General features: G+C 72.3%; 13 protein-coding genes. 6 read left to right on the top strand and 7 right to left on the bottom strand.

Features of this window, described 5'->3' with window-relative positions; genetic code table 11:
* Positions 1-69: 69 nt before the first annotated feature.
* Complete coding sequence (locus CCZ36_RS13500) at positions 70-1155, bottom strand: P1 family peptidase (RefSeq protein WP_128817739.1); 1086 nt, start codon at positions 1153-1155, stop codon at positions 70-72.
* Positions 1156-1532: 377 nt separating this feature from the next.
* Between CCZ36_RS13500 and CCZ36_RS13495 the strand changes: the two genes are divergently transcribed.
* The 6 genes from CCZ36_RS13495 (at position 1533) to CCZ36_RS13470 (ending at position 7040) form a co-directional block, all read left to right on the top strand.
* Positions 1533-2642, top strand: coding sequence for an MFS transporter (locus CCZ36_RS13495; protein WP_128817738.1), 1110 nt, complete (start codon positions 1533-1535; stop codon positions 2640-2642).
* The gene (locus CCZ36_RS13490; protein WP_069740332.1) at positions 2639-4966 is read left to right on the top strand and encodes a molybdopterin oxidoreductase family protein; all 2328 of its coding nucleotides are present in this window, start codon (positions 2639-2641) and stop codon (positions 4964-4966) included. Before CCZ36_RS13495 ends, CCZ36_RS13490 begins: the two co-directional genes overlap by 4 nt.
* A gap of 5 nt (positions 4967-4971) precedes the next feature.
* Positions 4972-5574 carry a 4Fe-4S dicluster domain-containing protein gene (locus tag CCZ36_RS13485; protein ID WP_044371306.1) on the top strand — a complete coding sequence of 201 codons (603 nt, stop codon included), beginning with the start codon at positions 4972-4974 and terminating at the stop codon, positions 5572-5574.
* Positions 5571-6362, top strand: coding sequence for a Rieske (2Fe-2S) protein (locus CCZ36_RS13480; protein ID WP_069740333.1), 792 nt, complete (start codon positions 5571-5573; stop codon positions 6360-6362). Before CCZ36_RS13485 ends, CCZ36_RS13480 begins: the two co-directional genes overlap by 4 nt.
* Positions 6359-6754, top strand: a complete 396-nt coding sequence (locus CCZ36_RS13475; RefSeq protein WP_069740334.1) for a hypothetical protein — start codon at positions 6359-6361, stop codon at positions 6752-6754. Before CCZ36_RS13480 ends, CCZ36_RS13475 begins: the two co-directional genes overlap by 4 nt.
* Positions 6755-6815: 61 nt before the next feature.
* The gene (locus tag CCZ36_RS13470; RefSeq protein ID WP_069740335.1) at positions 6816-7040 is read left to right on the top strand and encodes a hypothetical protein; all 225 of its coding nucleotides are present in this window, start codon (positions 6816-6818) and stop codon (positions 7038-7040) included.
* A gap of 16 nt (positions 7041-7056) precedes the next feature.
* On the opposite strand, the gene mscL is transcribed toward CCZ36_RS13470, so the two are convergent.
* The 6 genes from mscL to CCZ36_RS13440 form a co-directional block, all read right to left on the bottom strand.
* A complete protein-coding gene (gene mscL, locus CCZ36_RS13465) occupies positions 7057-7590 on the bottom strand; it encodes a large conductance mechanosensitive channel protein MscL (protein WP_128817737.1) in 534 nt (177 codons plus the stop codon).
* Between the two features lie 113 nt (positions 7591-7703).
* Positions 7704-8222: a hypothetical protein gene (locus CCZ36_RS13460; protein WP_128817736.1), complete on the bottom strand. Its 519-nt coding sequence runs from the start codon at positions 8220-8222 to the stop codon at positions 7704-7706.
* A gap of 270 nt (positions 8223-8492) precedes the next feature.
* Positions 8493-9389 (bottom strand): S-methyl-5'-thioadenosine phosphorylase, encoded by an 897-nt coding sequence (locus CCZ36_RS13455; RefSeq protein WP_206515730.1) that lies wholly within the window; start codon positions 9387-9389, stop codon positions 8493-8495.
* A 103-nt stretch (positions 9390-9492) separates the two neighbouring features.
* A complete protein-coding gene (locus CCZ36_RS13450; protein ID WP_079134077.1) occupies positions 9493-9831 on the bottom strand; it encodes an FmdB family zinc ribbon protein in 339 nt (112 codons plus the stop codon).
* A gap of 66 nt (positions 9832-9897) precedes the next feature.
* Positions 9898-11178, bottom strand: a complete 1281-nt coding sequence (locus tag CCZ36_RS13445; RefSeq protein WP_128817735.1) for an MFS transporter — start codon at positions 11176-11178, stop codon at positions 9898-9900.
* A 367-nt stretch (positions 11179-11545) separates the two neighbouring features.
* Positions 11546-13138: a potassium/proton antiporter gene (locus CCZ36_RS13440; RefSeq protein WP_069740339.1), complete on the bottom strand. Its 1593-nt coding sequence runs from the start codon at positions 13136-13138 to the stop codon at positions 11546-11548.
* Positions 13139-13250: the final 112 nt, after the last annotated feature.

The following is a 13250-nucleotide window of genomic DNA, read 5'->3' as shown; positions in this document are numbered from 1 at the left end:
TACGCGAGCGGCGAGTCGGCCACCCGTGCGCGCCCCCTGCTCACCCCGCACGCCCCCTCCGCCGCAGCCTCACCGCATCCCGCCCCCGTACAACTCCGTGTACGAGAGGAACGTGCCGCCCGGACCCTCGGCGCTCCGGGCCGCGCGCACCGCCTTCACGATGGCCCGCGCCAGGACGTCGGCGCCCGCCGCCAGGATCTCGTTCACGGCGACCGGATTCCCCGGCTCCACCGGCACCCGCCCCGTGGCCAGGGTGAACACGGTGTCCCCGTCGGTCAGCAGATGGACCGGGCGCACCGCGCGGGCCAGGCCGTCGTGCGCGGTGCCCGCCAGTTTCTGGGCCTGCGCCCGGGTCAGGTCCGCGTCCGTGGCGACGACCGCGATCGTCGTGTTGAACGGCGGGACCCCGCCCCCGGCCGCCTCCACGGCCTCGCGCTCCTGCGCGAGCCGCCGCTCCGCCGCCGCGTGGACCTCGGCCGGAGGGTGGACCGGCGGCCCCTCGGCCCCGTACTCCCCGAACAGCACCCCGGTCCGGGGATCGACCACCGAGCCCGCCGCGTTCACCGCCACGACGGCGGCCACCGTGACCCCGGAGGCGAGGCGGACGCTCGCCGTGCCGGTGCCGCCCTTGAGCTGCCCGGCCACTGCGCCGGTGCCCGCCCCCACCGAGCCCTCGGCGACCGGCGCCCCGGGGCCCGTGGCAGCCGCGGCCTCCACCGCGGCGCGGCCGGTCGACGCGTCGGGGCGGGCCCGCCAGTCGCCGCCCCGGCCGAGGTCGAAGAGGGCGGCGGCCGGAACGACCGGCACCACCTGGGTGGGCCCGGGGCCGACCCGGACGCCCCGGCCCTGCTCCTCCAGCCAGGCCATCACACCGGACGCCGCGTCGAGCCCGAAGGCACTTCCGCCCGTGAGGACGACGGCGTCGACCCGCTGCACCAGGTTGCGCGGGTCCAGCGCGTCCGTCTCCCGCGTACCCGGCCCGCCGCCCCGTACGTCCACGGCCGCCACGGCCCCGCCCTCGGGCGCCAGGACGACGGTCGTGCCACTCAGCGCGCCCGCACCGGCGACCTCGGCGTGGCCGACGCGGATACCGGCCACATCGGTCAGCGCGTCCAGCAGAGGCGGGAGTTCGGGGGCCTTGTCCTCGCGCGTCATCGTGCGGCTCCTCCGGTCGGCATCGGGGCCCGCCGAAGAACGCGGGCCGCTCCACCTCGAACGTACCGGCGAGCCGGAAGCGGTGCCCGAGACCCCGTACGGCCGCTGCGCCGGGCCCCGCCCGGCGGCCCGGCCCGGGGGAGGGCCCGCAGGCCTGGCCCGGGCGAGGCGTGCGCGACCTGGCCGGGATGCGGGGCGCACGCGAACCGACCCTCCGCAAGGCGAGCCAGGCCCCGCCCGCCCACGCCAGCCCGGGGGCAGCCCGTCCAAGCCCGTCCGCCCGCGCAAGGCGGACCTTGCGACTGTCCGGGCGACCCGCTCACCCTCTCACTCTCTAAAACGGGTTCAATCCGCCCAAACAGTCCTACGGTGGCCGGGTGACCGAGCCCTCAGAAGCCACCGCAGCAGCCGAGCCCCCCGCCCCCGGCGAACCCTCGGCCACGCCTCCCGCGCCGACCGGCCCCCGGTCCGTCACCACCCGGGCCACGCTCGCCGGAGTGGTTGTCTCCGCCCTCCTGATCCTCGCGATCGTGCTCGGCAGCCGCATGCTCCGCAACTTCGACTCGGCCCTCCTCCCCTACGCCGTGGCCACGGTCTTCCTCGCCTTCGGCGTCGCCTACCGCTACACGGTCTGGATCTCCGCCCCCGGTGCCCGGCGCCTCTTCAAACAGGGCTGGCGCAGCCTCTTCTCGATGGAGAACTTCCGCCGGGCCCCCACCGCCCTGCCCAGGATGATCGCCACCTACCTCGGCTTCCAGAAGTTCCTCGGGGCCCGCTCCCACGCCCGCTGGGCCGCTCACCAGCTCATCTTCTGGGGCTGCGTCCTCGCCGCCCTGATCACCTTTCCGCTCACCTGGGGCTGGTTCACCTTCACCTCCAGCACCGGATCCGGGCCCGGCTACGAGATGCGGATCTGGGGCTTCAAGATCCTCGGCTTCGATTCCCTGAACCTGCTCGGCTGGCTGATGTTCCACGGCCTGGACATCGCAGCCGTCCTCGTCATCCCCGGCGCCTCGTACTTCCTGTGGCGCCGGATGAAGGACCGCGGCGCCATCACCGGCCAGCGCTTCGCCTACGACCTGGTGCCGCCGATCGCGCTCATCGTCATCTCCGTGACCGGCCTGCTGCTCACCTTCTCCTCGGTCTTCCTGCACGGCGGCGGCTACCAGTTCCTGGCGATCCTGCACATGGTGTCCGTCGTCTTCACCCTGATCTACATCCCGTTCGGCAAGTTCTTCCACATCGTCCAGCGCCCGGCCGCGGTCGGCATGCAGCTGTTCAAGTACACCGGCCGCAAGGACGACGAGGTGTTCGCCTGCCGCCGCTGCGAGGAACCCATCGACACCGGTCCGTACGTCGAGAACCTCCGAGGCACTATGCGCGACCTCAGCCTCGACTTCGACGCCTGGGCCGAATACTGCCCGCGCTGCAAGCGGGTGCTGCGCGGCAGCGCCTACCTCTCCCATGTGAAGAAGGGCTTCAATTGACCGCGGATCCGCGAGCTGCTGCCGACCGCCGCACCTTCATCCCCCTGGACCCCTCCCTCGCCCCGCCCGGCACCCGCGCCTTCCGGGACGCGGGCGGCATCCCGGCCGACCGGTGGCACGCCGACCAGAACGGCGAGACGCTCGTGCCCACCCACTGCTGCTTCTGCGGTGTGCAGTGCGGGATGTATCTGCGCGTGGACCACGGCGGCAAGGTCTTCGGCGTCGAACCCCGCAACCACGACATCAACCGGATGCGGCTCTGCCCCAAGGGCATCAACGCCTACCAGCAGGTCAACCACCCCGACCGGCTCACCGCCCCGCTGATGCGCCGCTCCCGCGACGAGGAGTTCCGCGAGGTCTCCTGGGAGGAGGCCCTCGACTTCACCGTCTCCGAGATCAAGCGCATCCAGCAGACGTACGGCAACGACGCCTTCGGGCTGCTCGGCGGAGCCAGCCTGTTCTCCGAGAAGACCTATCTGGTGGGCAAGTTCGCCCGGGTCGCCCTCAAGTCCCGGCACGTCGACTACAACGGCCGCCTCTGCATGGTCAGCGCGGCGGGCGCCAACAAACTGGCCTTCGGCATCGACCGGGCCGGCAACCCCTTCTCCGACATCCTGCTCACCGACTGCCTGCTCATCGCGGGCTCCAACGTCGGCGAGTGCTTCCCCGTGATGACCCAGTACGTCTGGGGCGCCCGGGACCGCGGCGCGACCCTCATCGTGGTCGACCCGCGCGAGACCGCCATCGCCCGGACCGCCGACATCCACGTCGCCCTCAGACCCGGCACCGACTCCGCCTTCTTCACCTCCGTCCTGCACGTCGTCATCGAGGAAGGGCTCACCGACGAGAACTTCCTCGCCGACCACGCCACCGGGTGGGAGGAGCTCAAGGCCAAGGCCGCCGAATACCCGCCCTCCCGCGCCGCCGCGATCTGCGGCGTCCCCGCCGAGCAGATCGTCCAGGTCGCCCGGGCCTTCGCCCGCGCCCCCAAGGCCATGGCCTGGCACGCCCGCGGCATCGAACACCACTCGCAGGGCGTCGAGAACTGCCTCTCCGTGATCAACCTCTGCACCGCCACCGGTCACATCGGCAGGCCCGGCGCCGGCTACGGCACCATCACCGGCCAGGGCAACGGGCAGGGCGGCCGTGAGCACGGCCAGAAGTCCGACCTCCTCCCCGGCGGACGCTCCATCATGAACGAGGAGCACCGCCGCCAGATCTGCGAGATCTGGGGCATCGAGGAATCCGAACTCCCGCCCGCCGGCACCTCCATGATGGAGATGGTCTGGCAGATGCAGCGCCGAGAGATCCGCGGCCTGATCGGCATCTGCAACAACCCCTTCGTCTCCCTGCCCAACTACCGGGTGGTCAAGGAGGGGTACGACGCCACCGAGTTCCACGCCCAATTCGACTTCTTCCTCTCCGAGACCGCCGCCAACGCCCACGTCGTCTTCCCCGTCACCACCTGGGCCGAGGACGAAGGAGTGATGGCCAACGCGGAAGCCCGCGTGGTCAAGCACAACAAAGCCCAGGACCCGCCGCCAGGCGTCCGGACCGACACCTGGGTGATCTGCGAACTCGCCCGCCGCCTCGGAGCGGGCGACAAATTCCACTTCCCCGACTCCCGGTCGGTCTTCGACGAGCTGCGCATCGCCTCCGCCGGGACCGTCAACGACTACTACGGCATCACCTACGAACGGCTGGAGGAGACCGGCGGCATCGCCTGGCCCTGCCCTGCCACCGACCACCCCGGCACCCCGCGGCTCTTCGAGGACGGGAAGACCTACCACCCCGACGGCAGGATCCACCTCCAGGTCGTCGAGTGGCACCCACCGATGGACCCGTACGACGACGAGCACCCCATGTCCCTCACCACCGGCCGGACCGTCGCCCACTTCCTCTCCGGCAACCAGACCCGCAGGCTCGGCGCCCTCGTCGAACAGACCCCGCGCCCCTGGGCCGAGATCCACCCCTCCCACGGCTTCCGCAACGGCGAGCCCGTCCGCGTCGTCACCCGGCGCGGCAGCGAGGTCTTCCCCGCACTGGTCACCGAGGCGATCCGCCCCGACACCGTGTTCGTCCCGTACCACTGGCCCGTCCCCACCGCGGCCAACGCCCTCACCATCGATGCCCTCGACCCCCGGTCCAAGATCCCCGAGTACAAGGTGTGCGCCTGCCGCATCGAGCACGCCGAGCGGATCGACGAGGTCCCCGCCCCGCCGGTCGCCCCCGGCCACGTCGCCTACCCGGAGACCCAGGTCTCCCGAACCGACCCGCTGCCCCCCACGGCCCCGCAGGGCCGTGGCACCTCGGAGAGGAGCTGAGGCCCATGATGGGCAGAACGATCTTCATCGACCCGGGGCGCTGCATCGGCTGTCAGGCCTGTGTCTCCGCCTGCCGCGAATGCGATTCGCACCGCGGCAAGTCGATGATCCACCTCGACTACACCGACGAGGGCCGGTCCGTCGCCTCCCTTCCGACCGTCTGCATGCACTGCGAGGACCCGGTCGCCCCGTGCGCCGAGGTCTGTCCCGCCGACGCGATCCTGGTGACCGCGGACGGTGTGGTGCAGCAGGCCGACACCACCCGCTGCATCGGCTGCTCCAACTGCGTCAACGCCTGCCCCTTCGGCGTACCGAAGATCGACCTCCAGGCGAAGCTGCAGATGAAGTGCAACCTCTGCTACGACCGCACCGCCTACGGCCTTGCCCCCATGTGCGCCACCGTCTGCCCGACCGGAGCGCTCTTCTACGGCACCGTCGAGGAGCTCCAGGCGGAGCGCCCCGGCGTCCAGGTGGCCGACACCTTCGTCTTCGGCGAGACCGAGGTCCGCACCGGTGTGGCCATGGTCGTCCCCGCCGAACGGGTCCAGTGGCCGGTGCCCGGCGGTCTTCCCGTCGTCGAGATCAACGGGAAGGACGTCCGCCGATGAGCGTCACCGACCAGCCGCCGGCCGGCGGGCACCCCGCCGGGGGAGACCCGCGCGAGGCGCTCCGGGACCGGATCGCCGCCGACTCCCTCACCACCCGCCGGGACTACCTCCGGATCGTCACCACCGTCTCCGGCGGACTCGCCGTCGGCGGCATCGGAGTGGCCGCGGGCATCCTCCACCGCCACGGCGACGGCGAGGAGGGCAAGGCCCCCGAGCCGAAGCGCATCGCCGGCGGGCTGCTGCCCGGCGAATCGATCGCCTTCCGCTACCCCGGCGAGGAGGACCGGGCCGTCGCCGTCCGCCTCGACGACGGCACCCTCGTCGGCTACTCCGCCGTCTGCACCCACCTCGCCTGCGCCGTGCTCTGGCGCAAGGACCGGGGCACCGAGGGCGAGCTGTACTGCCCGTGCCACGAGGGAGTCTTCGACGCCCGGTCCGGCGAGGTCACCGCGGGCCCGCCGCCGCGCGGGCTGCCCAAGGTCGTGGTCGTCGAGCAGGACGACGGAAGCGTCTGGGCCGTGGGGACCACCCGGTCCGGCGAGAGCGTCGAGGAAGGTCTCTGCCGCCGGCTCGGCGGCGAGCGCCCCGACCTCGCCGCCCGTATCGGCTGCCCGGGCATCGACGGCGGAGCCGAGTCCCCGCCCCGGGCCGCCGGGCCACGCGCCCGGAACCGGACCATCGGTGAACGGCCCGCACCCCGGGCCGGCGGGGCACCCCGGACCGACGGCGTACCCCGGGCCACCGGCGCCACGTCCGCCACCGCCGAGAACCCGGGCGGGCGGGCATGAGCGACTCCCCGCGCCCCGAGCAACCGCTGCCGCCCCCGGGCAGCCACTACCCGGCCTACCACCCCGGCAGCGCCGACCCCGAGCTGAACCGGCCCGTCCACGAGCGGTACCCCCAGATCCGCCCCACCAGCGGATACGGGGATCCGCGTGTCCGCCACACCGGCCCCGGACCGGGCGCGGGCACCGACCAGAACCCCGAGCGCTCCTCGAAGCTGACCGCCCGCCTCGCCCTGGCCATGTCCGTCGTCATCGGCCAGCTCTGGGGGCTGACGGTCCTGATCGACGAGTGGATGGAGGGCAGCACCGGCACGGCCTGGTGGGGGGCCGGCTTCCTCTGTCTGTCGTTCCTCGTCGTGCTCGGCCTGTGGCTCGTCGACCCGAAGGACCGCTGACGCCCGCCGCCCTGGCCCATGGCGGCTCTCCCTCCGCGGTGAGCCGCCGTACCCTGGAGACATGAGCGCCGCCCCCGCCCCCAGCCCGCGTGATGCGAAGCAGCAGCAGCCACAGGAGCAGCCGCACCGGGAACCGAAGCCCAAGCCGGTTCTGATCTTCGACGATCCGCTGGACCGGCAGTCCGCGGACGATACGGACCGGGGGTGGGGTGAGCGGCCTCCGGCAGGCGACAGCGCCGCGGACCTCGCGCGCTTCCTGGACGAGAAGCCGCCGCACCACATCTGAGCGGCCGCCCTGAGGGCTACCGGTCCTCGCGCGGGCCGACAGCGGTCCCGCCGGCCCCGCCCGGGCCGTCGCCCGAGCCCTGCCCGGGCGCGCCACCGGTGCGCTGTGCGACCAAGGCGTCGCGGATCTCCTTCAGCACCTCCAGCTCGCTCACCTCGATCGTCTCCTGCACCCCTTCCTTGGCGGCCTGCATCGCCGCCCGCCTGGCCAGGTACTTGGCCATCGGCAGCACCATCAGGAAGTACACGACGGCCGCGGTGATCAGGAAGCTGAGGGTGGCACTGAGCACCGAGCCCCACAGGATCTCGATCCCGTCCATCTCCCCGGTCTTCGCGTTCGTGGTGCACGGGCCCCGGAGGCAGGAGCTGTAGTTGTCCAGGTCCTGCGTGCCGAATGCGCCTACCAGGGGGTTGATGATGCCCTTGACGACCGCGTTCACGATGTTGGTGAAAGCGGCACCGATGACGACAGCCACCGCGAGGTCGATCACATTGCCGCGCATCAGGAAGGCCTTGAAGCCCTCCAGCAGACTGACCTTCTTCTCGCTCACGGATGAGCCTTCTTTCGCGTGGACGGTGAGGGAAGCGAACTGCTCCACCACCCAAGGCGGTTGAAGGCGACACTGTCCACTCCGCTGATTCCCGCAGGGTCGGTGGCAGAACCTCAGTTCGCATCGGACACCGCCACGGCCAGTCGGCCCGACGTGCCCGCGCCGAGGAGCGCCGTCGCCGTCGGCCGCTCCACGGACAACACCACCAACGCCCCGGCCCCCGTGGACGCGGGCGGCACCTTCGCCACCCGCGCCCCTCGGGCCACCACACGCGCGTCGCCGCCCGCGTCGCCCACCGCGATCACATCGACCCGGTCTCCGGGCCGCAGCAGCCGTACCGTCTCCGGATCCGCGATCCGGACCGGCGCGGAGACCAGCCGCACCGGTGCCCGGCCCGTCCCCGGCGGATCCTCCGGCGGGCCGGCCCCGCCATCGGCGCTGCTCGGGCCCGTGGTGGCCAGTACGGCGCCCGCCAGCGCGAGCCCCGCGGCCGCCGCACGCCGTTGTCGGCGCAGCATCCGCCGCAACCGGTCCGAGCCGCCGCCCCGCACCCGCAGGGGGCCGAACGGCCCCACCCCGCACGGCGCGGGCACCGGGGCAGGACAGGAGAGGGGAGAGGAAGAAGTGGACATGGCACCACCTGGGATCAGTGCGGACGAGCGCAAGGAGACGCGCAAGGAAGCGCGCAAGGGAAAGGGGAGTCCGGACCGGTGCGACCCGGCCGGACTCCCCTCACTTTCCACCCGTCCAGCAGATCCCGCTGAGCCCTGTGGACAGCCCCCGCATTGTGGACAACCCCGTCACCCGATCCGGTGAGCCCCGCCCTGCCCGAGCGGCAGACACCCGGGGGCGTGCCCCGAGCGGCAGAAACCCCGGGGCGTGCCCGAGCGGCGGTCGTCCCACTACGGCAGCGTGATCCCCGTGTCGATCCCGTCCAGCGCGTGGGCGCAGGTGCAGTTGCGGCTCTCGTTCTTCGGCAGCCCCGCCACCGCGTCGAACAGCACCGAGCGCAGCCGGTCCACATTGGCCGCGAACACCTGGAGCACCTCCTCGTGGGAGACGCCCTCGCCCGCCTCGGCCCCCGCGTCCAGGTCGGTCACCAGGGTCATCGTGGTGTAGCAGAGCCCCAGTTCCCGGGCGAGGACCGCCTCCGGGTGCCCGGTCATGCCCACGACGGACCAGCCCATCGCCGCGTGCCAGCGCGACTCCGCGCGGGTCGAGAACCGCGGGCCCTCGACCACCACCAGGGTGCCGCCGTCCACCGGCTCCCAGTCCCGTCCGCGGGCCGCCGCGAGCGCGGCCTTGCGGCCGTCGGGGCAGTACGGGTCGGCGAAGCCCAGGTGGACGACGTTCGGCACGGTTCCGTCGGCCCGGGTCTCACCGTCGTAATAGGTCTGCACACGGGCCTTCGTGCGGTCCACCAGCTGGTCGGGGACGAGCAGGGTGCCCGGCCCGAACTCCGGTCGCAGCCCGCCCACCGCGCACGGCCCGAGCACCTGCCGGACCCCGACGGAGCGCAGCGCCCACAGGTTGGCCCGGTAGTTGATGCGGTGCGGCGGCAGGTGGTGGCCGCGTCCGTGGCGGGGCAGGAAGGCCACCCGGCGGCCGGCGAGCTCGCCGAGGAAGACCGAGTCGCTCGGCTTGCCGTATGGGGTGTCCACGGCGACCTCGGTGACGTCCTCCAGGAAGGAGTAGAAACCCGAGCCGCCGATGACACCGATCTCCGCGGCCCCCTCGGCCCCCGCCGCGCCCGTACCTGTACCCGTACCGGAGTTCGTTTCCGTATGTGCGTTCACCATGCGGTCACCGTATCCGCCGGGATGACGCCCGGGGGAAACGCCCGGACCCCGCCGAGGGGTTCTCGGCGGGGTCCGGTGAAAAGCAGGTGGGGCGTACGCGGGATCAGGCGGCCGACGTACCGCTCGACGACGAGGCCGGCGCGGGGGCCGACGACGAGGAGGCGGACGACGAGGCGCTCGACTTCGTGTCCGAACCCGTCGACGACGAGGACGAACCCGAGTCGGACGACTTCGAGGACGACGCCGGCGTGCTGCTCGACGAGGAGCCGCGGCTGTCGTTCCGGTAGAAACCGGAACCCTTGAAGACGATGCCGACCGCGGAGAACACCTTCTTGAGGCGTCCGTCGCAGCTCGGGCACACGGTCAGGGCGTCATCGGTGAACTTCTGCACCGCCTCGAGGCCCTCGCCGCACTCGGTGCACTGGTACTGATAGGTCGGCACTTGCTCCTCCTGGCACTCTCACTCAATGAGTGCTAACGACGCTCCATACTGACGTATTCCGTCGGATCAGTCCACCGTGACCGGCTCGCGGTGACCGATCCCACGTGCCACCGTGCGTCCCTGGGACTTCGGAGTCAGCCGGGAGCGCAGGGCGAGCAAGGTCATCAGGGCCAGTGCGGTTCCGGCCAGGGGGACCAGGAATCCGGTGCTCGCGCCGTGGGCGTCGGCGAGTCGGCCCGCCACGGTGACGGCCGCCGCCTGGCCGAGCGCCACCGCGCCCGTCAGCCAGGTGAAGGCCTCGGTCCGGGCGGTGGCGGGCACCAGCGCCTCGACCAGGGTGTAGCCGCTGATCAGGGCCGGGGCGATGCAGAGGCCGACCAGCAGGCCGAGCCCGGCCAGCAGCGGCACCGAGTGCACGGCCCACAGGCCGGACGCGGTCAGGGTCAGCGCCACGTACCCGACGATCAGGCGGCGGCGCGGGCTGCTCTTCCAGGCGATGGCGCCGCAGGCGATGCCCGCCAGCATGTTGCCCGCCGCGAAGATCCCGTAGAGGGCCCCGTTGACCCCGGGGTGGCCGATCTCCTCGGAGAACGCGGTCAGCGAGACCTGCATCCCGCCGAAGACCGCGCCGATGCCCAGGAAGGTGACGGCCAGGACGCGCACGCCGGGAACGGAGAGCGCCGAGGCGTGCGGTTCGGCCGCGGTGGCCTTGGCGCGCGGTGCGGGCTGGGTGGCCCGCTGGGCGGCGAAGAAGAGGCCGCCGACCAGGGTCAGGGCGGCCTCCGTGATCAGGCCGGCCGCCGGGTGCACGCCGGTGCACAGCGCGGTGGCGATCACCGGACCCAGGACGAAGGTGAACTCGTCCGTCACCGACTCGAACGCGGCCGCGGTGGACATCAGCGGAGAGGCGGGCCGGTCGGGGGTCGCCCCCAGCATCGCCGCCCAGCGGGCCCGGACCATCGGGCCGACCTGCGGGATCGACGCACCGGTGGGCACGGCGGCGGCGAACAGAGCCCACAGGGGCGCGTCCGCCAGCGCCAGCGCGGTCAGGGCGCTCACCGAGACGGCGTGGAGCAGGACCCCGGGCACCAGGACGGCACGCTGGCCGAACCGGTCGGCGAGTTTGCCGCTCTGCGGGGCGAACAGCGCCATGGAGACGCCGGAGACCGCCGCGACGGCGCCCGCGCTGCCGTACGAGCCGGTCGTGTGCTGCACGAGGAGGACGATGCCGATGGTGAGCATCGCGAAGGGCTGCCGTGCGGCGAAGCCGGGGAGGAGGAAGGTCCACGCACCGGGGGTGCGCAGCAGTTGCCCGTATCCGGGGCGGTCGGAGACCGTGGTCGCCACGGTCCTTGCCTTTCTGCCGCCTGGTGGCACTGCTTCCCGGCGCCCTTGTGGGGCGGGCCGGACGGAAGCGGCCGAGAGCTGTCCTCTTCGCGCGGAACTGCGGTAGATGCCGGGCGACTCGCTGCCATCGGCGAAGAAACGCCGGGCGAAGAGGCACCACGACCGCCATACGGTCGCGCCAGCTCTGCATCAGACAGAGTTGGTCGATCAGGTTTGCCTTCATGCTACAGGTAGGAAGGCAAGTGCGCCTGCGATTGCGCACACAGCTTCCGTGTCAGCCTGTGATCTACGCCGCGTTCGTCGCGGGTCGCCTGTGCTGTCACCTCTCATACGCCCGGGATCCGAAAGGCTCGGGGATCCGGGAGGCTCAGGAACGGGTTTTCGTGCCGCCGCCGACGCCGCCGCTCCCATGGACGCCGGTACGGGTGTCGGCGCCCGCGCCGCCGAGCTTCTTGGCCAGTTTCATCGCCTGGGGGATGGCCGACCCGCCCCGGGGCCCCGTGGCGCCGGGGGTTCCGGAGGCGGGGGATCCGCCCGTGCCCAGCCAGCCCGCCAGCTTGCCGCCCTCGGCGACCGCCCGCAGCCGTTCCTCCACCCGGTCGCGCACCGGGTCGGTGGCCACCACCAGCAGCTCGTCGCCGCGCCGCAGGACCGTCGCCGGGGACGGTACGAAGCTCTGGTTCTCCCGGACCACCAGCGTGACGGCTGCCCCGGCCGGGAGCCGCAGCTCGCCGACCTCGACACCGTGCATCTTCGACTTCGTGGGGACGGCGACCGACAGCAGATGGCCGCGCAGCCGCTCCAGCGGGGCCGACTCGATGCCCAGGTCGTCGGCCTCGGCCGGGTCCTCGGCGATGTTCAGCTTGTTCGCGACCCAGGGCAGTGTCGGGCCCTGGATCAGGGTGTAGACGATGACCAGGACGAAGACGATGTTGAAGATGCGCGTACTGCCCTGCACCCCGGACACCATCGGAATGGTCGCCAGGATGATGGGCACCGCCCCGCGCAGCCCGGCCCAGGACATGAGGACCTTCTCGCGGCCCGGAATCCGGAACGGCGCGAGGCTGAGGAAGACCGACACGGGCCGGGCCACCACGGTCAGCACCAGGCCCACCACGACGGCCGGCCAGAAGTCGGCGACCAGGTCGTGCGGGGTGACCAGCAGGCCGAGCAGCACGAACATGCCGATCTGGGCCAGCCAGCCGAGCCCGTCGGCGAAACCGCGCGTGGCGGGCCAGTGGGGCAGCTTGGAGTTGCCGAGGATCACGGCGGCCAGGTAGACGGCGAGGAACCCGCTGCCGTGGGCCAAGGCACCCGCCGCGTACGCCGAGACGGCGATGGCCATCACGGCGATCGGGTAGAGGCCGGAGGCGGGCAGGGCGACGTGCCGCAGCCCCAGGGATCCCAGCCAGCCCACCGTGACGCCGATCGCGGCGCCGATGGCCAGCTCCAGGGCGATCTCCGCGACCAGGACGTACCAGTGCTCGATCGGGCCGACCGTGGAGAACGCGACGACCAGGATGACGACGGGAGCGTCGTTGAAGCCGGACTCGGCCTCCAGGACGCCGGTGATCCGGGGCGGCAGCGGCACCCTGCGCAGCACGGAGAAGACGGCCGCGGCGTCGGTCGAGGAGACGACCGCGCCGATGATGAGCGCCTGGCGCCACTCCAGGCCGACGAGGTAGTACGCGGCCGAGGCGGTGATGCCCACGCTGATGGCGACGCCGATGGTGGAGACCACCGCGGCGGCGGGCAGGACGGGCTTGACCTCTTTCCACTTCGCCCCGAGTCCGCCCTCGGCCAGGATGACGACCAGGGCGCCGTAGCCGATCACCTGCGTCAGCTCGGCGTTGTCGAACCTGACATCGAAGATGCCGTCCTGGCCCAGGGCGATCCCGATGCCGAGATACAGAAGCAGGCTGGGAAGCCCGCTGCGCGAGGAGACCCGTACCGCCACCACGGCGACGAGCAGGACGAGCGAGCAGACGAGCAGGAGTTCGTTGAGCGCGTGGACAGTCAGGGTCCGTTCCTTCCCTGCGTGCGCCTGCCGGATCGGCCCCGGCAGTCAAGTA

Source organism: Streptomyces sp. S063 (assembly GCF_002832675.1).
GTDB classification, from domain to species: domain Bacteria; phylum Actinomycetota; class Actinomycetes; order Streptomycetales; family Streptomycetaceae; genus Streptomyces; species Streptomyces sindenensis.
The sequence above is the reverse complement of the archived record's forward strand: the minus strand, read 5'-3'. Positions and strand labels throughout refer to the sequence as shown.

Excerpts from the sequence above, each read along its gene's own strand:
- CCZ36_RS13470 (WP_069740335.1), top strand. The coding sequence starts at position 6,816 with ATGAGCGCCGCCCCCGCCCCCAGCCCGCGTGATGCGAAGCAGCAGCAG.
- CCZ36_RS13460 (WP_128817736.1), bottom strand. The coding sequence starts at position 8,222 with ATGTCCACTTCTTCCTCTCCCCTCTCCTGTCCTGCCCCGGTGCCCGCG.
- CCZ36_RS13475 (WP_069740334.1), top strand. The coding sequence starts at position 6,359 with ATGAGCGACTCCCCGCGCCCCGAGCAACCGCTGCCGCCCCCGGGCAGC.
- CCZ36_RS13485 (WP_044371306.1), top strand. The coding sequence starts at position 4,972 with ATGATGGGCAGAACGATCTTCATCGACCCGGGGCGCTGCATCGGCTGT.
- CCZ36_RS13480 (WP_069740333.1), top strand. The coding sequence starts at position 5,571 with ATGAGCGTCACCGACCAGCCGCCGGCCGGCGGGCACCCCGCCGGGGGA.
- CCZ36_RS13500 (WP_128817739.1), bottom strand. The coding sequence starts at position 1,155 with ATGACGCGCGAGGACAAGGCCCCCGAACTCCCGCCTCTGCTGGACGCG.
- CCZ36_RS13455 (WP_206515730.1), bottom strand. The coding sequence starts at position 9,389 with ATGGTGAACGCACATACGGAAACGAACTCCGGTACGGGTACAGGTACG.